A 22,101-nucleotide genomic window follows, 5' to 3' on the forward strand; every position below is an offset into this window, starting at 1 on the left:
GAGCCCGAGTGCCCACGCATGTGTCCGGAAACGAATCATCGTGACGCAGCCCGGAGAGCGTTGCCGGGGCCGCACACGGCAGGAGCATCCTGATGAAGAATTCAGCGAATACCCGGATCGGCGTCGGCCTTATCGGTGCCAGTGCCGATCGGGGTTGGGGCGGAATTGCTCACGTCCCGGCGCTGCAGGCGCTCGACGCGTTCCAGATCCGCGCCGTCAGTACGACTCGCATGGAGAGCGCGAACGCGACCGCTCGTCGGCTGGGCGCCGATCTCGCCTTCGACACACATGAGGCCCTGGTCGTGCGACCAGAGGTCGACCTGGTGGTGGTTGCGGTCAAGGTGCCGGAGCACAAGCAGATCGTTTCCGACGCGCTGGCCGCGGGCAAGATGGTTTATTGCGAATGGCCGCTCGCAAGAAACCTGTCGGAGGCCGAAGCGCTGGAGGGGCTTGCCCGCGAGCGACGGTTGCGGACGGTTGTCGGGTTGCAGGGCGGCCTGCACCCGCCGGTCCTCTTCCTTCGCGACCTCATCGCGCAAGGCGTGATCGGCAAGCCGCTCAGCACGAGCATCCGAGCGCATGTGACCGACGACATGTGGGTCGGCCGATATGACCCGCCGGTCGAGTACATGGCTCACGCAAAGCACGGCGCCACGCTTTTGAGCATCATGCTCGGCCACGGGCTCGAACCGCTTGCGCGCGTGCTCGGCACGTTCGAGAGTCTGTCCGCCGTCGTCGCCAATCAGCGCGGTGACGGCGTCCGCCTCTCCGACGGCGCGTCGCTGCCGAAGGACGCGCCGGATGAGATCGTCGTCGCCGGCGTTCTCGAAGGCGGGGTCGTCACTTCGCTGCACTACAGTGCCGGGCAGTCTGCCGGCTCGGCGATGGTATGGGAGATCCAGGGCACCGAGGGCGGTGTGCGCGTGGAGTCGGCGTCGGGCTACATCCATTTCACCGATTTCACCATCACGCTGCGCCGCGGCAGCGAGCCTGTCCAAGTCCTGCAGGTCCCCTCCGCTTATGCGGCTCCCGACCTGCGACTCGACGCACCCGCAGCGGGGGTCGCCCGCCTCTACGCCCAGTTCGCCGCCGACCTCCGCGACGGAACCGCCGATGCGCCGGATTTCGCGGTCGCACTCGATCGCCACCGGGTACTCGAGGCGATCACACGGGCCGCTGACACAGGTCACCGGCAGCATCTGTCCCGCCCCGACCGAAGGAACCCCGATCTTTGAACCCGGAAGAGGCGCTGCCGCAGGACCCGAGGGGAGGGCGATCCGCGAGCCAACCCTGACGTGATCACGGGGGTCGAGGAAGATTGCCACAGGATGTAGCGGTAGAGCCGTGATCTGGGCGCCGGTTCGGTGACGGGGCCGGTCTGCCCTGTTCGCGGCCCGGGTCCGGGCGGGCGAGGAAGGCCCCAAGGCGTTGTTCGACCGGTCCGTGCTCCACCTGCTCGAACACCAGATCCTGCTGCCCGGCCTGACCGTGTTCTCCCGCCTGGTGAGCGGGGTGCGCAAGGCGGAGAACGCCCGCCTGCACCAGGTGGTGGCCCAGCGCATCCCGCACCCGGTGCGCGCCGAACCGGGCGCCCTGCTCCAGGTCCCCGGCCAGACCCGCTTCTCCGAGCTGGAGCGGCTGCGCACCGAACCCGACCGGGTCCAGCCCCGGCCTGGTCCAGGCGCTGGACCGCACCAGCCGGATCGCCGGGATCGGCGCCGGCGCGGGTGGCCCCTGGAACCGCTACGCCCCTGACCACGACTCTCCGTGATCTTTCAGCAGGAGCCTGGCCTCGAACAGGCGCTGCTCGGATACGCGGGCATGCCGGTCCAGGATCCCTACCGGTCAGCGGCCCGTCCCGGATTCGGGCGCCCCAGGCCGGCGATGAGGAGCCCGACCAGGCGGCGCGCATCGTAGCGCGCGTTGCCGCCTGCCCCGGCGCACAGGCCGCCCACACCGAGCATCAGCTCGTAGGCGTCCAGGTCCGAGCGGATCTCGCCCGCGTCGGCCGCGGCGTCGAGAAGCCGGGTGCACACGGGTACGAGCCGCTCCAGGAAGTAGGAGTGCAGGGGGTCGTAGCAGGGGTCGTCGGATTGCAGGACGGTGGCGAGTCCCTGCTTGGTGACCACGAAGTCGACGAAGTGGTCGATCCAGAGGCCCAGGGCGGCGTAAGGGGTTGCGCTGGACTCCAGCAGGGCCGGACCGGCGTCCGCGAGGAACTCCACTTGGTGCCGGTAGACGACGACGATGAGGTCCGCCCGCGTCGGGAAGTGCCGGTAGATCGTCGCCGTGCCGACGCCCGCCTTCGCCGCGATGTCGCGGATGGGTGCTTCGACCCCCGAGGCGGCGAAGACCGCGGCGGCCGCCTCCAGTAGTGCCTCCTCATTGCGTCGGGCGTCCGCCCTCTTGGGCCGCTGTGCGCCCTGCGCCCGCTCGCTGCTGTTCACAACCGCACCGCCCCTGTACTGCCGCCGTTGCTAAACGGGACACTGTCCCGTATGTTCAATCCGGGACAACGTCCCACTTATGCATCATGCCAGACCGGTGTGACGGCACCAAGCCTGGTGCCCTTCCCTGTCCTTTCGGGGACCTGCCGCCAACAGTCGCGAGGAAGAACTCTCCATGACCGCATCAGCCACTGCCGCGCCGGACGCGGCCCTCAGCACACCCGCCCCGGTCGTCTCGGTGAAGCCGGTGACGCTGAAAGCGCCGGAGCGTGGCGCGGACCTGCACGTGCGGGTGTCGGCGCCTGTGGCCGGGGGTGCCTTGCCGATTATCGTCTTCTCACACGGCTTCGGGTCGTCGCTGGAGGCCTACGGGCCGCTGACCGACTTCTGGGCCGCGCACGGCTTCGCGGTGATCCAGCCGACCCACCTCGACTCGCGGACGGTCGGCCTGGCCCAGGGCGATCCCCGCGCACCGCGGCTTTGGCGCCTGCGCGTGGACGACATGAAGCGCATCCTCGACCATCTCGACCTGCTGGAAGCCGCTGTCCCCGGCCTGGCCGGGCGCCTGGACCGCGGCCGCATCGCCGCGGCCGGCCACTCCTTCGGCGGACAGACCGCCGCAATCCTGCTGGGGCTGCGTGTCACCGACCCCGAGACAGGGACCGCCGAAGACCTGTCCGACCCGCGGGTGAGGGCGGGCGTCCTGATGGCGACGGCGGGGGAGGGCGGCGACCACCTCACCCCCTACGCCGCCGAGAACCTCCCCTGGCTGCGGGAGGTGGACTTCTCCCACCTCACCCCGCCGGCCCTGGTGGTCGCCGGCGACGAGGATGAGCTGCCGGTGACCACCAGGGGGCCGGAGTGGATCACCGAGCCCTACACCCTCAGCCCGGGCGGCAAGAGCCTGCTCACCGTGTTCGGCGGGGAGCACTCCCTCGGCGGGATCGCCGGCTACGAGGCCAAGGAGACCACCGACGAGAACCCGGACCGCCTGTCCCTGGTCCAGCGGACCACCTGGGCCTACCTCCGCCACGCGCTCGGCCTCGAGGGCGCCTCGTGGGGCTCGGTGCAGCGCTCCCTCGCGCAGAGCGCCGCCCCGCTGGGCCGGATCGAGTCCAAGTGAGGCTCCGGCGCTGAGCTGTCAACCCCTGTCCCGGATCACGGCAAGATCAGGAGTGTCCCCGCGCCACGATGCGTCGCGCGGGGACACTCCCGTGCCCGCATCCCCGATGGGGACAGTTGCCGGCGGTCAGAACCAGGCGGTACCGGGGCGGACCGCACCGGAGTACTGGACCACTCCGGTGCGGCCGGATTGGTCTACCTTTTGAACTGCGGAAACGTAGGCCCGTTACCCCTGTCGACCCGCGGCTCTCGACGGCCGGACAGCTCCGGGTCGAGCAGCTGCACCGGCCCCGGGCGGAGGTTCTGGAAGCGCTCCTCGCCGCGGTCGGTGTGATCGCGGCGCCCGGGGTCCTGGCCCTCGCCGCCGGTGTCCGTGCTCTCCCGCGCCTTCGGCCGGTCCGTGTGCCGCGCCGGCGGACGGGTGGTCGGGCCGGCGCGGTCACCCGTCGGCGCCCCGGCCCTCGGGGGCCGCGCCCTCGCGCTGGTGGCCGCGGCGGGCGTCGCGGTCGAAGATGCCCAGGATCTCGCAGGGGCCGCCCTCGGCGCCGATCGCGTGCGGCATCATCGTGGGGAACTCGGCGGCCTGGTTCGCCTCGACGCGGAACCGGCGGTGGCCGAGCATGAGGGTCGCGGTGCCCGACAGGACGACGAGCCATTCGCGTCCGGGGTGGGCGCGCATGCGCGCGGGGTTGTCGGGCGGCGGTTCGGTCATGCGCTGGCGCACCACGCTCATGCCGGGGTCCCCCTTGACGGGCCAGCGCATCAGGCCGTGGGCGGCGTCGATCATCGGGCTGGTGACGATGTCGTCGGCGGCGGTCTCCACCAGCTGGTCAAGTGTGGTGTCCAGGGCCCGGGCGAGGGTGACCAGCTGGTCCAGGGCCAGGCGGCGCCTGCCGTTCTCGATGCGGCTCAGCGAGGACTGGCTCAGGTGGGCACGGGCGGCCAGTTCGGCCAGGGACCACCCCTGCGCCACCCGCAGGGCACGGATGCGTTTGCGTACGAGGCTGTCCAGCTCCCCGTCTTCTTGCGTCATGAGGGACAGCGTATGCCTGTGGAGCGCTCCGGGGTCCGGCCCCGTGGGCGCGTCCCCCGGGCCCCGAGCCGGGGACGGGCCGAAGGACATGGCCGGGCCCCGCGCACGCGGACGGCGCCCGCACCGGGGAGCCGGGCCTCAGGGCGCCGGGGGCGCCGCCCGTGCGGCCCGAGGCCGCAGGCCTTCCTCCCGGGGGTCGTTTCAGCCCTTCGCTAATAACGTTTCGTTGGTAACGTAACTCAACAACAAAAACCCCTAACGCATACGAAACGAATCCACGGAGACCCCCGAGTTCTTACCTCCGATAAGTGAACCTTATCGGCGGTTACCCCTGCGGGGGCGGCCCAGGCCCCCGGCGGCCCCCACAGGGGCCCCGCAACGTAATTCGGGCCAGGTCAGGGGCCGGCGAGAACGCGATGGGTACACCATCGCCTGAATTCAGCGATCGCTGTCGCACGGGCGGGCGCGGACCCCCTCCCCCGCAGGGACCGGCGCCCCCGGAACGCACCCCCTGCGGGTCGGTGCGCGGCGAGCCGCCGGACGCGCTCCGCCCCGCCCCCGGGGCCGGGGGTGCTTGCGGCGAGAACCCACGCGGACCCGCTCCTGCTTCGCGCCCCCCGGAAGGCGCCCGCAAGGTCGGCGGGTTCTACACCGCCCCCGTCGTGGACGCCGACCCCGACGCCACCCCGCCCTGGCTGGCCACCGCCTACATCCCCGGCCCCACCCTGCACCGCGCCGTCGCCGACCACGGCCCCCTGCCGGCAGAGGCGGTGGCCGTGCTCGGCGCCGGCCTGGCCGAAGGGCTGGCCGCGGTATACGCCCAGGGGGTGGTGCACCGCGACCTCAAGCCGGGCAATGTCCTGCTGGCCGAGGACGGGCCCCGTCTCATCGACTTCGGGATCGCCCGCGCCTTGGACGCCACCTCCCATACCCACAGCTCCACCGTGCTGGGCACCGCGGCTTTCATGTCCCCCGAACAGGCGAAGGCGCAGAAGGTCGGCCCGGCCTCGGACGTGTTCTCCCTGGGGTGCGTGCTCGCCTTCGCCGCCACCGGGCGCAGCCCCTTCGGCGACGGTCCGGTGTACGCGGTGCTCTTCCGGGTCGTGCACGAGGAACCCGACCTGGGCGGCCTGCCCGTGTCCCTGGTCGACCTGGTGCGGGGTTGCCTGGCCAAGGAACCAGCCGACCGAGCCGGGTTGGAGGAGGTGTTGGCGGCCTTGGCCTCGCTCTCCCCGTCCCGAGGCGGCGACCAAGGGTGGTTGCCCCCCGATGTCACCGAGGCCCTGGCCCGGTACACGTTCGCCTACACCCGGGTCGAAACCGAGCAGGTCCGGCCTCGCGATCGGGGTCTGACCGAGCCGAAGAAGCAGAGGCCTGAAGCCACCGCCTCCGGGACGACCGGGCCGGAGACGCCGACTTTCTGGCAGAAGCTCCGTGGTGCCTGGGGGGCCAGCGCGGGCAGAGACGAACAGCGGGACTCCCCCGCAGGGGCCGACCGTGCCGAACTGGTCATCGGCAACCTCAGCCTGTACCCCATGGAAGTGGTCGTGGACGGTACCGTGCTGGGCACGGCCCCTGGATTCGCTTCCCGAACCTTCCCCGTCGGGCCCGGGACGCGCTCGCTCCTGGTGCGTGCCGAGGGCCGCGGTGCGACGCGGATCGTCCATGTGGCCGAGGGTGGCGCCGTGAGGATGGCCTTCGACCTCCCCCCGGAAACGCAGTCCGCTCCGGAGCCGGCTGAGTGGGTCGTCTTCTCCGTCACCCGACTCCAGCGGGCGAAGACGTGGGCGCTCGTCGCGGGCGGGCTCTCCACGCTCTTTGTCGGGCTGGTGATGGCGGCAAGTTGGTCGCACTCCCCGTCGAGCGAGACGGAAATGCTGCTTTTTGCTGTCACGATGGTTCTATTCGGGGGCGGCGGGTTTGGCCTCATGGCTCTTTTCGACGAGCCGCCGATGCAGCTCGTGCTTAACTCTGAAACCCTGACGCCCCCGAACCGCCTCGGAGGCGAGAAGCCGATCAAGTGGAGCGACTTCGAGGGGGTCAGCTTGGTCGGCCACGGAAGAAGCGCACGCGTCGTGGTCTGGCCGCGCAAGGGCCGACCGTTGAAGACCGCCAAGACGCTGAAGGACTACCAGGGTGGCAAGGTCGTGTGTCGCGCGGGGCAGATCGGCGCGGGCGGAGGTTTTCAGGAGGGGCGCTTGCGTGCGGCGCTGCGGTGGTTCGCCGGCGAGAAATGGGTCGAACAGCCGACCGATCCGTAAGGAGATGCCAGCAGCTTTCGCGGATAATCCAGCGTCTAGCGTTCACCCTCCTGCAGTAGGGGTGCCGTTTAGGTAGAGCACGCTCCGGTTCCGATGTTCCCAGCGCTCCCATCGCCCGCCGCCGGGGGCGCCCATTTTCCTAAACGTCGCCTCCGATAAGCGCTCTTATCGAAAGTCAGAACGCCGGAGACGGGGGCCCGCCGAGAACGGGCCCCGGTGAACAGCGGGGGCCTGGTGGTCGGCGGTGCCAGGGGCGCCGTGACTCGCCCGAGCGCGAGCAAGTGGGCTGAGGATCAAGGAACTGGTCACTCCTGGCCAACGACGAACCCAGGATAATGCGCCAAATTGGAGTGACTCGCCCGCCACGGCTGCGCCGCAGCAGGGAGTTGCACGGAAAGGCATCAGAAGCTCAATGAAGAAGATTTATTTGTGAAAAAGATAAAAGCAGTACTGGTGACTGCTGTATCGATTTCTGCCCTGTTTGTGGCCACCCCAGCGCATTCGTCTCCGACAATGGGAACCCTTGTGCGACCCAGCGGTTGCAGTGCAAATACCTGGTATGACTACGGGGCGACAGCCACCTGCAGCAGCCACAATGGGGGCTCGTGGAGGGCGATCGCTATTTGTCGAAGCGTGACAACTGGAGACATCCAGTGGTCCTATGGCCCGTACAGGCAGGGCGGCGTTTCTCTTGCCTACTGCAACGGTGACACGGTCGTCCAGAGTGCGGGCGTGCACACCGTTCCGACCGACATGACATAATGTAACATGGAGTCATTTCATGGTTAACAGAATGGTTTCCCTTTTCGCTGCCAGCCTCCTGTTCGCTGGCACGATCGGCTCTCCGGCCTCCGCTGAAGCCATCCCCCAAGCACAGGTATCGGCACGACCGACCGACTGCTCCCACGGAAAGTTCAAGGACACGTATAACGGGGAAGGCACCCAGGCGATATGCCGTTCAGGATCTGGCCGCTATAGGGCTATCGTGCTCTGCCTGCCCTTGAACGGCGGACCGACGATCTACCGCGTGGCCCCTGTGTGGCGGCAGGCGGGGAGCGGCATCACGTCCTACGTCTACTGTCCGCCAATGTCTGTGTACTCGAGTTCTGGAATCGCCACACAGGGCATCGGGTAGCCGCGACTTGTGCCGGCCCTCAAGGCCGGACTTGAAGGGCTGGTGGACCGCCTCGGTGACGGCGCCGGCCTGAAGCGCGGGCCCCCACCGGGTGATCAGGTCCATGACGTCGTGCACCTGGCGGGCGTAGACGAGGCGGGTCGAGCCGTTGGAGGAGTTCACCTCCACGAGGGGGTCCGACAAGATACGCCGGGAAGGGGCAACGGAGGTTATCCATTGCCCCTTCCCGGCGTACTTGGTTCACCCCTGCATGGAGCGCGGCGGGTTCTCCTTATCTCTTATTCCCCTCCGGTAAACGCACATGGGACTCAGGAGAGGGATGTAGCTCAAAGTGACCAACACTGTCCGCAAGAGGACAGAGGGTTACGAAAGCGGCTGCTTCACCCCTATGTTGAGTGCTGCGCGTTACCGAAAGACCCCGGTGCGTACGCTCCCTCCTATTCTGAACCGGAGACCCCCTTGCGCATGAAATCCCTCCTCTCCCCTGTCCTGGTCGCCCTTATGGCGGGCGGCCTGTTCGCGAGCGCCGCTCCCGCCTCCGCCGCCACCGCACCCTCCGCGGCCCCGATCGAGGAGGTGTCGGCCTAGGCCTACCGCGTGACCGCCTGGAGCTACACGTCCACCGCGGTGCGCTCCCAGCCCCGCAACACCAGCAGCCCGCTCAGCCACGTGGTGGCCCCCCACTCCTACAACGCCGAGTGCTGGGGGCGCTACCAGCAGATCACCTATCTCGGCTACACCAGCGACGTGTGGGTCCGCCTGCGTCTGAACTCAGGCGGCATCGGCTGGGTGACCGCGATCGCCCTCAGCGGTGACTACAAGGCCAACCTGCCCGTGGGTGCGCGGTGCTGAGCCGCGCAGCGAGGCGCCCTGCCTCCCGGGTGAGAAGCGTCCTGGTCGCGGCACTGGTCGCCCTTGTGGCGGTCGGCCCGCTCACGATGCCCGGCCCGGCCTCGGCGGAGGCGGCACACACGGCCACGTACACCGTCGCCCCGCCGGTGGGCGGGAAGGCCCCCGTGCGCACCCAGCCCCGCCCCGGTTCACCCCAGAGCAACTACCTCGTCTGGCCGAATACCGCTCAGGCCGAGTGCTGGGGGCGCTACCAGCAGATCACCTACGGCGGTTACACCAGCGACGTGTGGGTCCGGATCCGTCTGGCCAACGGTTCGGTCGGCTGGATCCCGGCCGTCGCCCTCCAGGGCGACTACAAGGCCGACCTGCCTGTGAATGCGCGGTGCTGATCCCCTGACCGTTGCCCAGGACGTCTCCGTGCGGCTCGCCGCACGGAGACGTCCGTGCTCGGCCGGCAGCCTCACGCCAAGGGAGGGTGCCGTTTAGGTAACGTTGGATTTTCCGCGCGTGACTTCCCGACTCCACTCGCCCGCCGGGAAGCGGCTCGTTTTCCTAAACGTCACCTTCGATAAGAGTGGTTGCCGACGGTCAGAACCGTGCGATACCGGGACGAACCACACCCATCCGCTAGATCACTCCGCGCGGCCGGATTGTTCTACCTTCTGACCTGCGGAAACGCAGACCCGTTGCCCCTTTTCGGCTTATCTTGTCCGACCCCCTGAGGCGGGCGCAGCGCGAACCAGCCGGCCTCGACCGAGCGCCGGCACACCGCGGGGTCGTCCCCGGCAGCGACGATCACCGCGGTGAGCAGGGGGATGCCCGAGGCGAGGGTGCGCCGTGAGGCGACCCGGCTCACGACCAGCGACACAATCCCGTGGCAGACCGTCCAGACCTCGGTGCCGAGCCGGTCGGGGTCGGCGTCCTGCGCGATCCGGCCCCCGTCGCGACAGCGCCGGGCGGCACGCACGAGGTAACCCAGGGTCGCCTCGGCGGCCCGGACGTCCTCGAGTTCGACGGTCGCATCGAACATGACCCGATAGAGGTCGGGATGTTCGAGGGCATTGGCGGCGTAGGCGGCCGCCCCCGCCACGAGGTCCTCGACGGGGTCGGCCGGCACGACCAGGGCGTCGAAACGGGCCGCCAGCCGCGTGAAGCCCTCCTGGCGCAGCGCACGCCACACCCCGTCCATCCCGCCGAAGTAGGTGTAGACCGCCATCGTCGAGACCCCGGTCCCCTCGACGAGCGAGCGCAACGTGATCGGCTCGCGCTCACGGAGCATCCGCGCCGCGCGCTCCAGCAGCTGCGTGCGCACCGCCGGGTCCTTCTGTCTCGCCATCCGGAACATTCTAGGGCACCGCACCAGGACGCTCCCATGACCGGACGAGGGGCGGCCGCGCCCCCGCCCCCCGGAGACGGGGCCCGCGAAAACCACGGGAACCCGAGCGTCCAGCGAGCTCCGGGAACACGCGGCGCCCGCCGGCGCCGGGGCGCCCACCCCTGTGTCCGTCCCCGGACGGGACGTGTGCCGCCCCGCCCCCGGGGCCGGATCCGGGCGCAGACGAACACCCGCACCCCTCTACTGTGGGTTCCTGTGCTCTACGGAAGATCTGCGCACATCAGCGCACTCGACGAAGTGATCGCCCAGGCCCGCCGGGGCCGCGGTGGGGCAGTAGTGCTCCGCGGCGAGGCCGGCGCCGGCAAGACCGCCCTGCTCGACGCGGCGGTCGCACAGGGCGGAGCGATGAGGGTGCTGCGGACCTGCGGCGTCGAGTCCGAGTCCGACCTGGCGTTCTCCGCGCTGCACCAGCTGCTGCGGCCGGCGTCCGGATTCCTCGACGCCCTGCCGGGGCCGCAGCGCGACGCCGCGCGAGCAGCCCTGGGGCACGCCGCCGACGGTGCGGGCGACCGCTTCCTCCTGGGCGCCGGCGTGCTGTCGTTACTGGTCGAGGCCGCGGGCCCGGCGGGCCTGCTCTGCGTGGTCGACGACTTCCAATGGGCCGACCGGGCCTCGGCCGACGCACTGCTGTTCGCCGCCAGGCGGCTGGGCACCGAACGGATCGCGATGTTGTTCGCCGTCCGCGGCGACGCCCCCGTCAAGGGCGTGCCGTCGACGGTGGGCGTGGACGGCCTGTCCGAGGACGCCGCGACCGAGCTGTTGGGGTCCCTGCACGTGCCGCCGACCGCACCGGTCGGCCGGGAACTCATCACCCTGACCGGGGCGAACCCCCTGGCCCTGCACGAGATCGCCGCCCGGCTGACACCCGCGCAACTCGCCGGCCGCGACCCGCTGCCCGACCCGCTGCCCGGCGGCGCCCGACTCTTCGGCGACCGGGTGAGCGGGTTGTCGGCCCCCGCCCGGCTGGTCGCCCTGATCGCCGCCCTCGAGACCGACGTCGAGGTGGTCCTGCGCGCCGCCGAACAGCTGGTGGACAGGGAGTCGGGGACCGCGGCGACGGCCTTCGCCGAACTGGAGGAGAGCGGCCTGGCCGAGGTGTCGGGCGCCGGCGTGCGCTTCCGTCACCCGCTCATGCGATCCGCGATCCACGAGTCGGCACCTCCCGCCCAGGTCCGCCACGCGCACGCCGTCCTGGCCGAGCTGACCACGGGCGACCGCAGGGCCTGGCACCTGGCCGGAGCAGCCCTGGGCCAGGACGAGTCGGTCGCCCTCTCGCTGACGCAGGCCGCCGAGCGCTCTCGCGACCGCGGCGGGTACGGCGCCGCCGCCTCCGCCCTGACCAGGGCCGCCGAGCTGACCCCCCGACCGCGCGCCCGCGCCGTCCGCCTCAAGGACGCCGCCGCCGCGGCCTGGCTCGCCGGCCGCCCGGGACAGGCCGAATCACTGCTGGCCCAGGCACGCGAAGGGGCCGGCGGCGACATCGCGCTCGCGATGGAGATCGCCCACCTGCGGGGCCGGTTCGAGCTGAACTCGGGCAACGCCGCCGAGGCCGTGCGGATCCTGGCGGCGGGCGAGAGCCTGGACATGCTCGCCGACGCCGTGGAGGCGGCCTCCTACGTCGGCGACGCGGCGGCCGTCGTCGAGCTCGGCCGACGGGCGGCGGCGCACCCCGCGGGGTTCCTGCGGGACACGGTGGCCGGTATCGGGCTGACACTGGGCGGCGACGCCGCCGGGCCGGGCCTGCTGCGGCGGGCACTGGCGCGCGCCGACGAGTTGGAGGACGCGACGGACCACCTCTGGGCGACGGCCGCGGCCAGCGCCCTGGGCGAGTCGGACCTGGCGACCGAGATGGCCGAGCGGGCCGGGCGGGTGGCCAGGGTGTCGGGGATGACCGGGCAGCTGCCCGTCGTGCTGGAGTTCGCGGCGACCGCCGACCGCCTCGCCGGACGGCTCGCGCGCAGCCAGGCCGTCTCCGAGGAGGGCCTGGCACTGGCACGGGAGGCCGGGTACGAGAACGCGGTGGCCGCGCACCTGGCCAATCTGGCAGTGCTGGCGGCCCTGCGAGGAGAGGAGGAGCCCTGCGAACGGCAGGCCCGCGAGGCGCTGGCCATCGCCCTGCCGCACCGGGTGGGGCTGAGCGCGGGGGTGGCCGAGTACGCGCGGGCGATGCTCGAGTTGTGCCTGGGCCGCCACGTCTCGGCGCACGACCGCTTCCGGGCGATCGCCGCGGCGGGGCCGGGCGCAGGGCATCCGACCGTGGCCTGGCGGACCGTGCCCGACCGGATCGAGGCCGCGGTGGGCGCGGGCGACCAGACCGGTGCCCGCGCGGCGCTTGCGGCCTACGAGCGATCGACCGAACACGCCACGACGTCCGAGTCGCGCGCCCTGCTGGCCCGCTGCCGAGGCCTGGCCGAATCGGATGAGGAGGCCTTCGTCGAGGCGCTGCGGCTGCACACCAACCCGTTCGAGGCGGCCAGGACGGCCCTGCTGCTGGGTGAGCGCCTGCGCCGCGCGCAGCGACCGGGCCGGGCACGAGCGCACCTGCGGATGGCACGGGAGGTTTTCGAGCAGGCCGGCGCCCGGCCGTGGGCACGGCGCGCGCAGGAAGAGCTGCGGGCGGCGGGAGAGAACGCCAGCGCCCCGCCCCCCGGCGTGCTCGACGCACTGACCCCGCAGGAACTGCGCATCGCGGGCCTGGTCGCCGACGGGTTGTCGAGCAAGCAGATCGCCGCCCGGCTCTTCCTGAGCCCTCGTACGGTCGAGTACCACCTGTACAAGATCTATCCGAAGCTGGGCATCGGCTCCCGTACGGATCTGGCGCGGCTGGTAGTTCTACGGAAGGCTCCCGTGGTGGGGGACGCCATGCTGTGAGGCATGCAGAACGTGAGCATCTGGAGTGAGGGGTTCGGCGCCGAGGCGGACGTGCCGGTCCTGTTGATCATGGGTTCGATGTCGCAGGGCATCCTGTGGCCGGACGAGTTCGTCGGCCGCCTGGCCGCCGGGGGCCGCCGGGTGGTCCGGTACGACCACCGCGACACCGGCATGTCGGACACCGTCGACTTCGCGACCGCGCCCTACACCTGGAACGACATCAAGAACGACGTCTACCGGGTGCTGGAAGCCCACGGCCTGGACAGCGCCCACCTGGTGGGCCACTCGGCGGGCGGGCTGCTGGGCCAGCTCATCGCCGTGGAGGCGCCCGAGCGGGTGCGGTCGCTGACCGTCATCGCCTCCTCGCCGCTGGGCGGCGGAGAGGGCCAAGTGCTCGTGCGGGCCCTGACGGGCCGGCCCCAGCCCGAGGGCGCCCTGCCCGGGCCCGGACCGGAGTTCGTGGAGTTCTTCCGCTCACTGGTGTGCGCCCCGCCCGCCCGGGACCGCCGCGCGGCGATCGAGGGCATGATCGCCGAGCAGCGCGTGCTGCACGGCACCGGGCTGCCCTTCGACGAGGACGCGGCGCGCCGTCTGCAGGAACGCGTCTACGAGCGGGCCCGTGACCTGTCGGCGGCGGCCAACCACCGCCTGGCCGCGGGGGCCGGCCCCGACTTCGAGCCGGTGGACGCGCTGCACCGGGTGCGGGCTCCCACGCTGGTCGTGGAGGGCACCCACGAGCCGGTCAAACCGGGGCACGGCGCGGTCATCGCGGGGCGGGTCCCGGGGGCGCGGTTGATGAGGGTGGCGGGCATGGGGCACACGCTGCCGTCGCAGATCCACCAGGAGCTGGCCGAGGCGATCCTCGCCCACACGGCCGAGTGAGGAAGCCTCGGGCACGGGCCACGCCACGGGGGGCGCGCCCGGGACACGCGGCCGCCCGCTGTCGGACCCCTCCGGCACAATACGGGCCATGAACCCATCAGCCGCACCCGCCCACCACGCCCTGAACTACGTGGAACTCACCGTCACCGACCTGCAGGAGGCCCAACGGTTCTACTCCGAGGCGTTCGGGTGGCGCTTCAACGACTACGGCCCCCTGTACGCGGGCATCCGGGGGCCGGGCGAGGAGGACCAGGAGGTCGGCGGCCTCACCACCCGGGGCCGGGTGCGGCCCGGGGGGCCCTTCGTGCTGCTCTTCTCCCAGGACCTGGACCGGTCGGTGGAGGCGGTCACCCGCGCCGGGGGGCGCATCGTCGAAGCCCCCTACGCCTTCCCGGGCGGGCGCCGCTTCCACTTCGCCGACCCCAGCGGCAACGAACTAGGGGTGTGGGCGCACTCCTAGGCCCACACGTCCCCGCCCCGGGGCGCGGCGGAACCCCGCCCCCCGGGGGGCCCGCCCCGCCCCGCGGGTTCGTCCGCCCTACCGGGCCAACAGGGCGCGCAGCGCCTTGACGACCTCCGCCGGGTCCTCCTCCGCCATGAAGTGACCGCAGGAGACCGTGGCGTGGTGCAGGTCCCGCGCCCACCCCTTCCACCGGGACAGGGCGTCGAAGCCGAGCTCGGCCCCCCAGTCCTGCTGGAGCACCGTCACGGGCATCGACAACGCGCGCCCCGCCGCACGGTCGGCCTCGTCGTCGGCCACGTCCACCCCGGCCGAGGCCCGGTAGTCGGCGACGATGGAGGGCACCGCCTCCCGGCTCGCCCGCAGGTAGGCGGCGCGCACCGGGGCCGGGATCGCCTCGGGGTCGCGCGCCCACACGTCCAGGAAGTGGCCGAAGAACACGTCGGGCTCCGCGCCGATCAACGCCTCCGGCAACCCCGGCCCCTGCGCCATCAGGTACAGGTGGAAGCCCACCGCCGCCGACACCCCGTGCATCACGTCCCACATGTCCAGGGTCGGCAGCACGTCCAGCGACGCCAGGTGGGTGACGGCGCCGGGGTGGTCCAGGCCCGCGCGGATCGCGACCAGCGCGCCGCGGTCGTGGCCCGCCAGCGCGAACCGGTCGTGGCCCAGGGCCGAGGCCAGGGCGACCACGTCCGCGGCCATGGTCCGCTTGGCGTAGGCGCGCCCGTCGGTGTCGGCGGGCTTGTCGCTGTCACCGTAGCCGCGCAGGTCCGGGCAGATGACGGTGTGGTCGGCGGCCAGGTCCGCCGCCACGTGGCGCCACATCAGGTGCGTCTGCGGAAACCCGTGCAGCAGCACGAGGGGACTGCCCGAGCCCCCCACCGCCGCGTTGAGCGCCACCCCCTCGGCCACGGGCACGCGCTGGTAGTCGAATCCGCTGATCCTCGGTTCCACGGTTACCTCCACTGGTTCGGTTCTCGGTCCAGAGCATGCCGGGCGCGGATGAGCGCGCGATGAGCGCCCGTTGAGCGCCACCGCCCGCGACGACCGGCCAGGGCCCCGCGCCCGCTACCGTGGAGGACATGAGGGGGGAACAGCAGGACACGGCCGTTGAGCTGCGCGTCCTGGGCCCGTTGGAGGCCCACGGCGCCCAGGGGCCGCTCCCCCTCCCCGGCCCCCGCCACCGGGCCGTCCTGGCACGGCTGCTCCTGGCCCGGGGCCGCACCGTCCCCGTGGACCTGCTCGTGGAGGACCTGTGGGAACACCCCCGCCAGGGCTCGGTGGCCGCGGTCCGCACCTTCGTCTCCGCCCTGCGCCGCTCCCTGGAACCCGACCGGGCCCCCCGCCGGCCCGCCCGCCTGCTCGTGACCGCACCGCCCGGCTACGCCCTGCGCACCGGCCCGGAGGACGTCGACGCCTGGAGGTTCGAGGCCGCCCTGGCCCGCGCCGGCACCGGCCTGGACACGGCCCAGCCCCGCCCCGCACTGGCCGAACTGGACCGGGCGCTGGCCCTGTGGCGCGGCCCCGCCTACGCCGAGTTCACCGCCTACCCGTGGGCGCACCAGGAGGCCGACCGCCTCGAAGGGCTGCGGCTCCTGGCCGTGGAACAGCGCGCCCGCGCCCTGCTCGACCTGGGCCGCGCCGAGGAGGCCGCCACCGACCTGCACCCCCACACCGCCGCCCACCCCCTGCGCGAGAACGCCTGGCGCCTGCTGGCCCTGGCCCTGTACCGGTCCGGACGCCAGGGCGAGGCACTGCACGCCCTGCGCCGCGCCCGCCGCACCCTGGCCGACGAACTCGGCGTGGACCCCGGCCCCGACCTGCGCCGCCTCGAAGCCGACATCCTCGACCACGCACCCCGCCTGGCTCCCCCCACCCCCACGACCCCCGCCCCACCCGCCGCACCCTCCCGCCCCTGCCCCGACGACCACCCCTTCGTGGGCCGCACCCACGAACTGGACCTGCTCGAACAGGCCGCCGCCACCGCCACCGCCCACGCCCGCACCACACCGGTCCTGGTCTCCGGCGACGCCGGGGCGGGCAAGAGCGCCCTGGCCCGCGAACTCACCCGGCGCCTGGCACACCGCGGCTGGAGCACCGCCTGGGGGCGCAGCCCCGAACACGACGGAGCCCCGCCCACCTGGCCCTGGACACAGATCACCAACGCCCTGACCGGCAACGACACCCCCCACCCCACGCAAACACCCCACCCCGACCCCGCCGCCGCACGCTTCCACACCCTGCGCCGCACCACCGACCTGCTGGCCCGCACCACCGGCCAGGGCCCCCTCCTGCTCGTCCTGGAGGACCTGCACCGCGCCGCCCAGGAAACCCTCGAACTGCTCACCGCCCTGGTCGCCGAACAGATCCCCGGCCCCCTGCTCATCGTGGGCACCCACCGCACCGGGGAGATCTCCGCCCCCCTGGCCGCCGCCCTGGCCCGCCTGGCCCCCCACGAACCCGTCCGCGTCTACCTGGGCGGCCTCCCCCAGGACACCACCGGCGAACTCCTGCGCACCGTCCTGGACCACGACGTGGACGCCACCACCCTGCGCACCATCCACCGGCGCAGCGGCGGCAACCCCTTCTTCGCCCGCGAACTCGCCCGCCTGCTGCGCACCGACGGCCCCACCGCCCTGGACACCGTCCCCGCCGGCGTACGCGACGTCATCCGCCACCGCCTGGCCGCCCTGCCCCCGCCCGCACAGCGCCTCCTGCACCAGGCCGCCGTGATCGGCCACGACATCGACCCCGACGTCCTGGCCGCCCTGGCCCCGGACCCGGACACCCACCTGGACGCCCTGGACGCCGCCCTGGACGCCGGCTTCCTCACCCACCACGACACCCCGCTGCGCTTCTCCCACGTCCTGGTGCGCGACACCCTCTACGACTCCCTGTCCCACCCCCGCCGCGCCCGCTGGCACACCGCCGCCGCCCAGGCGATCACCGCCCTGCACCCGGACCGGCCCGGCGCCGACGCCGCCCTGGCCCACCACTACGCCCGCGCGGGCACCCCCGCCACCGCAGCCCTGGCCGCACACCACGCCCGCGCCGCCGCCCTGCAGGCCGAACACCGCTTCGCCCCCCACGAGGCCGCCCGCCTGTGGCAGGACGCCCTGACCGCCCACGACCGCTCCGGACAGGACGACGCCCGCTCCCGCCTGGACGCCCTCACCGGCCTGGTGCGGGCCCTGGCCCTCACCGGCCGCCTGGAGTCCGCCCGCCACCACCGCGCCCGGGCCGTCGCCGAGGCCGACCGGCTCGCCGACCCCGACCTGAGCGCCCGCGTCATCACCGCCTTCGACGTGCCCGCCCTGTGGCCCCGCAACGACGACCCCGACCTGTCCGCGCACCTGGTCCGCGCCACCGAACGCACCCTGGCCGCCCTGCCCCGGGACCGCGAGGCCCTGCACGCGCGCCTGCAGGCCGCCCTGGCCCTGGAGATGCGCGGAACCCTCGACGGGCGCGGCGCCCAGGCCGCCCGCCTGGCCGAGCACGGCGCCCGCCGCCTGGGCGACCCCGCCCTGCTCGCCCTGGCCCTCAACGCCCGCTTCATGCAGTCCTTCTCCCGCACCGGCCAGGCCCCCCAACGGCTGCGCATCGGCGCCGAACTGGTCGCGCTGGCCACCGAGCACTCCCTGGTCACCTTCGAGGTCCTGGGCCACCTCATCCTGGTCCAGGCCCACGCGGCCCTGGCCGACCTGGCCGCCGCCGACACCCACATGCGCGCCGCCGACCGGCTGGGCGACCTCCACGAGATCCCCCTCGTGGGCGTGTTCACCCACTGGTACGCGGCCCTGCGCCTGGCCGTGACCGGCCCCGCCCGCGAGGCCGCGGCCGCCTACCGCACGGCGAGCGTACGCCTGGCCGGAGGCGGCATGCCCGGCATGGAGGAGGGACTGCTGGACCTGGCCCTGGTGTGCCTGCACCTGCAGCACGGCCAACCCCCGCCCCCCGCCGACGCCCCCGGCCCCCACGCACCGTGGATCCGCGCCCTCACCGACAACGACCCCCCGCTGCCGTCCCGGCCGCCCCCCGGACTCCTCACCGAGGCCCTGGCCTGCCTGGGAGCACGGGCCGCCATCGAACGCGGCGACCGCGACGCCATGGAAGGGGCCCACGCCCTGCTGCTGCCCGCCGCCGGGGAACTGGCCGGGGCCGGCAGCGGACTGCTCACCCTGGGCCCGGTCGCCCACCAGCTCGGCGACCTCGCCCTGGCCCTGGGCGACCCCGGCCGGGCCGCAGGCCACTACCGCCTGGCCCTGCGGACCGCCGAGCGGGCCGGCGCACCGCACTGGGCGGGCGCCGCCCGCCGCGCCGCGGACGCACTGGACTGAGCGCCCCCGCGCCGGGGCGGGCGCGGCGGCGCCACCGGTGTGGCAGCATCCCCTCATGTCCGTACGCGAACTCGTCGTCCTGGGAACCTCCAGCGCGGTACCCACCCGCCGCCGCAACCACAACGGCTACTTCCTGCGCTGGGACGGCCACGGCATCCTCTTCGACCCGGGCGAGGGCACCCAGCGCCAGATGCGCACGGCCGGACTCGCCGCCACCGACATCACCCGCATCTGCCTCACCCACTTCCACGGCGACCACAGCCTGGGCCTGCCCGGCACCCTGCAGCGCATCGCCCGCGACCAGGTCCCCCACACCGTGCGGGTCTCCTACCCCGCCCAGGGCGAGGAGTACTGGCGCAGGCTGCGCCACGCCACCCCCTTCCGCGACACCGACGCCGTCCGCCCCCAACCGGTCGGCGGCCTGGGCGCCTGCCTGCTGGGCGAGGAGGACCTGACCCTGACCGTGCTGGCGCTGCGCCACTCGGTCCCCGCCTACGGGTACCGGCTCGCCGAACCCGACGGGTGGCGGATGCTCCCCGAACGGCTGGCCGCCCACGGGGTCCACGGCCCCCTCGTGGGCCGCCTGCAGCGCGAGGGCGCGGTCACCACCGCCGACGGGCGGCGGGTGGAACTGGCCCAGTGCGCCCGCCCGCGCCGCGGCCAGGTGTTCGCGTTCGTCATGGACACCGCCGAGTGCGAGGGCGCCCTGGAACTGGCGCGCGGCGCGGACATGCTGGTGATCGAGTCCACCTACCTGGACCCCGAAGAAGGGCTCGCCGCCTCCTACGGGCACCTGACCGCACGCCAGGCCGGGCGCATCGCCGCCCGCGCGGGGGTGCGCACCCTGGTGCTGACCCACATCTCCGAACGCTACGAGCACAGCGAGGACCCGCTCTTCACCGCCCAGGCCGGCGAGGAGTTCGACGGCCGCATCGTCCTGGCCCAGGACCTGGACCGCATCCCCCTGCCCGCCCGCGACTCCTGAAGGGGCCGCCCTCGGGCGGGGCGGGTGCGCGGGCGCCGAGTTCACCGGCCGGACACGGAGGAGCGCCGCACGTTCACGCACCGTTGCGACGGGGTCGCTACGTTCGCACCGTCAGCGCACCCGGCAGAAAGGCCCGGCACCCCATGCCCGCCTCCCCCCGATCCGCCGCCCGCCGCACCCTGGCCCTCCTGAGCGGCGCCGCCCTGGCGATGGCCGCCCTCCTCGCCTCCCCCCACGCCCTGGCCCAGACCGTCCCCGAACGCGTCATCCTCTCCCCCACCGCCGACCCCTCCACCTCCCAGACCCTCACCTGGCGCACCGCCCAGGGCGGCGAGCAGATCCTGGAGATCGCCCCCACCGCCGACCCCGACCAGGTCACCCGCGTCCCGGCGCACACCACCGCCCGCATCGGCGCCACCTACCACGCCGCCACCGCCACCGGCCTGGAACCCGACACCGCCTACCGGTACCGGGTCGGCGACGGGTCCGGCGCCGACACCCCCTGGCGCACCCTCACCACCCCCGCCCAGGACGCGCAGCCCTTCGACTTCCTCTACTTCGGCGACATCCAGAACGACATCACCCGGGGCGCCGCCCCCGTGGTCCGCGCCGCCCTGGCCGCCGAACCCGACGCCGAACTGGCCGTGCACGCGGGCGACCTCGTCGACAGCGCCAACAGCGACTCCCAGTGGGGGGAGTGGTTCGACGCCTTCGGCGCCCGGGCCACCGGCGGCATCAACCACATCGCCGCCCCCGGCAACCACGAGTACTCCGGCCCGAACCTGAGCGGCCACTGGGCCCCGCAGTTCCCCGGCGCCGCCAACGGGCCCGCCTCCGGCCGCGACCTGCCCCGGACCGTCTACCACACCGACTACCAGGGGGTGCGCTTCGTCGTCCTGAACTCCAACTACCGCAACGCCGCCCCGCTCAACGCGTCGGCGTGGCTGCGCACCCAGCAGCAGTGGCTGGAGCAGGCCCTGAGCCAGAACCCCCACCGGTGGACCGTGGTCACCTTCCACCACCCCGTCTTCTCCAACAGCCCCGGCCGCGACAACGCCCCCCTGCGCCAGGCCTGGCTGCAGACCCTGGAGGAGTACGACGTGGACCTGGTCCTGCAGGGCCACGACCACTCCTACAGCCGCGGCAACCTGGTGCGCAACCGCACCGGCGACCCCGACGTGCAGACCGGCCCCGTCTACGCGGTCACGGTGACCGGACCCAAGATGTACGACGTCGGCGACGGCAACTGGACCGCCAACGGGGCCGAGGCCCGCGTGCAGCTCGGCCACACCCAGACCTTCCAGGCGGTGTCGGTGGACGGCGACACCCTGCGGTACCGGGCGCGCACCGCCCAGGGCACGGTCGTGGACTCCTTCACCATCGTCAAGGACCAGGACGGCAAGCGCGTCACCGACACCCTCTGACCCCCGAGCCCTCCCTCCAGGGGTGTCCCCGTGTTCGGGCGGGGACACCCCGCCCCCCGGGGCGGCAGGCGCCGCCCGCACACGGCGCGCCACGGACGACCCGCCCGCACCCGCCCACACGCTTCGTCCGCGAACGCACCGTCCATGACGCATCCTGGAGGACATGCACGCTCCCGACGGATCCCGCCTGGCCGCCCTGGCCGCACTCCTGGCCGACCCCACCCGGGCCGGCGTGTGCCTGGCCCTGCTGGACGGGCGCGCCTGGACCGCCGGGGAACTCGCCCGCCACACCGGTGTGGGAGCCTCCACCATCAGCGCACACCTGACCAGGCTCACCGAGGGCGGACTCCTCGCCCAGGAACGCCAGGGCCGCCACCGCTACGTCCGCCTGGCCGACGCGGGCGCGGCCCGCCTGGTCGAGACCCTGGCCTCCCAGGCCGCCCCCGCCGCCGACCCCCCGCGCACCCTGCGCACCTCACGCGCCAACGAGGCCCTGGCCCGCGCACGCACCTGCTACGACCACCTGGCCGGACGCCTGGGCTGCGCCCTCACCGACGCCATGACCCGCCGCGGACTGCTCCGCCAGGACACCGGGTTCGCCCTCACCGACGCCGGCCTGGCCTGGTTCCGCGACCACGCCATCCCCCTGGAGCGCACCCGCTCACGCCCCCTGGCCCGCCCCTGCCTGGACTGGACCGAACGCCGCCCCCACCTGGCCGGGACCGCCGGAGCCGCACTGTGCGCCCACGCCCTGCACGCGCGCTGGCTCACCCGGATCGGCTCGGGCCGCGCCCTGAGGATCACCGACCGGGGGGCCCAGGCCCTGGAGCAGGCCCTGGGCCTGGACGCGGACACACTTCGCTGACCGCCGCAGCGTCCGCCCCCTACCGTCC

At 73.0% G+C, this 22,101-nt stretch carries 18 protein-coding genes; 14 read left to right on the forward strand and 4 right to left on the reverse strand.

Features of this window, described 5'->3' with window-relative positions:
* Window positions 1-92: 92 nt before the first annotated feature.
* Both ACIRPH_RS07305 and ACIRPH_RS07310 read left to right on the forward strand, forming a co-directional pair.
* Complete coding sequence (locus ACIRPH_RS07305; protein WP_402910505.1) at window positions 93-1,235, forward strand: Gfo/Idh/MocA family protein; 1,143 nt, start codon at window positions 93-95, stop codon at window positions 1,233-1,235.
* Window positions 1,236-1,428: 193 nt separating this feature from the next.
* The gene (locus ACIRPH_RS07310; RefSeq protein WP_402910508.1) at window positions 1,429-1,755 is read left to right on the forward strand and encodes a hypothetical protein; all 327 of its coding nucleotides are present in this window, start codon (window positions 1,429-1,431) and stop codon (window positions 1,753-1,755) included.
* Window positions 1,756-1,838: 83 nt separating this feature from the next.
* Here the strand turns inward: ACIRPH_RS07310 and ACIRPH_RS07315 are convergent, their stop codons facing one another.
* Complete coding sequence (locus ACIRPH_RS07315; RefSeq protein ID WP_402910511.1) at window positions 1,839-2,447, reverse strand: TetR/AcrR family transcriptional regulator; 609 nt, start codon at window positions 2,445-2,447, stop codon at window positions 1,839-1,841.
* 175 nt (window positions 2,448-2,622) lie between these two features.
* Here ACIRPH_RS07315 and ACIRPH_RS07320 point away from each other — a divergent pair, with 175 nt between their 5' ends.
* Window positions 2,623-3,570: an alpha/beta hydrolase family protein gene (locus tag ACIRPH_RS07320; RefSeq protein WP_402910514.1), complete on the forward strand. Its 948-nt coding sequence runs from the start codon at window positions 2,623-2,625 to the stop codon at window positions 3,568-3,570.
* A 438-nt stretch (window positions 3,571-4,008) separates the two neighbouring features.
* Here ACIRPH_RS07320 and ACIRPH_RS07325 read toward each other — a convergent pair whose 3' ends face one another.
* Window positions 4,009-4,602: an XRE family transcriptional regulator gene (locus ACIRPH_RS07325; protein ID WP_330161362.1), complete on the reverse strand. Its 594-nt coding sequence runs from the start codon at window positions 4,600-4,602 to the stop codon at window positions 4,009-4,011.
* A 662-nt stretch (window positions 4,603-5,264) separates the two neighbouring features.
* Here ACIRPH_RS07325 and ACIRPH_RS07330 point away from each other — a divergent pair.
* From ACIRPH_RS07330 to ACIRPH_RS07345, 4 genes are all read left to right on the forward strand, one after another.
* Window positions 5,265-6,863 (forward strand): protein kinase, encoded by a 1,599-nt coding sequence (locus tag ACIRPH_RS07330; RefSeq protein ID WP_402910518.1) that lies wholly within the window; start codon window positions 5,265-5,267, stop codon window positions 6,861-6,863.
* 1,594 nt (window positions 6,864-8,457) lie between these two features.
* A complete protein-coding gene (locus ACIRPH_RS07335; RefSeq protein ID WP_402910520.1) occupies window positions 8,458-8,586 on the forward strand; it encodes a hypothetical protein in 129 nt (42 codons plus the stop codon).
* Between the two features lie 9 nt (window positions 8,587-8,595).
* A complete protein-coding gene (locus tag ACIRPH_RS07340; RefSeq protein ID WP_402910523.1) occupies window positions 8,596-8,850 on the forward strand; it encodes an SH3 domain-containing protein in 255 nt (84 codons plus the stop codon).
* Window positions 8,851-8,879: 29 nt separating this feature from the next.
* Window positions 8,880-9,239, forward strand: coding sequence for a hypothetical protein (locus tag ACIRPH_RS07345; RefSeq protein ID WP_402910526.1), 360 nt, complete (start codon window positions 8,880-8,882; stop codon window positions 9,237-9,239).
* Between the two features lie 266 nt (window positions 9,240-9,505).
* Here ACIRPH_RS07345 and ACIRPH_RS07350 read toward each other — a convergent pair whose 3' ends face one another.
* Entirely contained in the window at window positions 9,506-10,186 is a 681-nt protein-coding gene (locus tag ACIRPH_RS07350) for a TetR/AcrR family transcriptional regulator (RefSeq protein ID WP_402910528.1), read from the reverse strand.
* Window positions 10,187-10,441: 255 nt separating this feature from the next.
* On the opposite strand from ACIRPH_RS07350, the gene ACIRPH_RS07355 reads away from it, so the two are divergent.
* From ACIRPH_RS07355 to ACIRPH_RS07365, 3 genes are all read left to right on the forward strand, one after another.
* Complete coding sequence (locus ACIRPH_RS07355; RefSeq protein ID WP_402910531.1) at window positions 10,442-13,117, forward strand: helix-turn-helix transcriptional regulator; 2,676 nt, start codon at window positions 10,442-10,444, stop codon at window positions 13,115-13,117.
* A gap of 3 nt (window positions 13,118-13,120) precedes the next feature.
* Window positions 13,121-13,999, forward strand: a complete 879-nt coding sequence (locus ACIRPH_RS07360) for an alpha/beta fold hydrolase (protein WP_402910533.1) — start codon at window positions 13,121-13,123, stop codon at window positions 13,997-13,999.
* An 88-nt stretch (window positions 14,000-14,087) separates the two neighbouring features.
* A complete protein-coding gene (locus ACIRPH_RS07365; protein WP_402910535.1) occupies window positions 14,088-14,459 on the forward strand; it encodes a VOC family protein in 372 nt (123 codons plus the stop codon).
* Between the two features lie 78 nt (window positions 14,460-14,537).
* Here ACIRPH_RS07365 and ACIRPH_RS07370 read toward each other — a convergent pair whose 3' ends face one another.
* On the reverse strand, window positions 14,538-15,416 hold the full coding sequence (locus ACIRPH_RS07370; protein WP_402910537.1) for an alpha/beta fold hydrolase: 879 nt from the start codon (window positions 15,414-15,416) through the stop codon (window positions 14,538-14,540).
* A gap of 128 nt (window positions 15,417-15,544) precedes the next feature.
* On the opposite strand from ACIRPH_RS07370, the gene ACIRPH_RS07375 reads away from it, so the two are divergent.
* The 4 genes from ACIRPH_RS07375 to ACIRPH_RS07390 all read left to right on the forward strand — a co-directional run bounded on the left by ACIRPH_RS07375 (window position 15,545) and on the right by ACIRPH_RS07390 (window position 22,073).
* A complete protein-coding gene (locus ACIRPH_RS07375) occupies window positions 15,545-18,799 on the forward strand; it encodes a BTAD domain-containing putative transcriptional regulator (RefSeq protein WP_402910539.1) in 3,255 nt (1,084 codons plus the stop codon).
* Between the two features lie 55 nt (window positions 18,800-18,854).
* Entirely contained in the window at window positions 18,855-19,784 is a 930-nt protein-coding gene (locus tag ACIRPH_RS07380; protein ID WP_402910541.1) for a ribonuclease Z, read from the forward strand.
* Window positions 19,785-19,927: 143 nt separating this feature from the next.
* Entirely contained in the window at window positions 19,928-21,208 is a 1,281-nt protein-coding gene (locus ACIRPH_RS07385; RefSeq protein WP_402910544.1) for a metallophosphoesterase, read from the forward strand.
* 163 nt (window positions 21,209-21,371) lie between these two features.
* Window positions 21,372-22,073, forward strand: coding sequence for an ArsR/SmtB family transcription factor (locus tag ACIRPH_RS07390; protein WP_402910546.1), 702 nt, complete (start codon window positions 21,372-21,374; stop codon window positions 22,071-22,073).
* Window positions 22,074-22,101 lie beyond the last annotated feature (28 nt).

This window comes from Nocardiopsis sp. NPDC101807 (assembly GCF_044766605.1).
GTDB classification, from domain to species: Bacteria; Actinomycetota; Actinomycetes; order Streptosporangiales; family Streptosporangiaceae; genus Nocardiopsis; species Nocardiopsis tropica.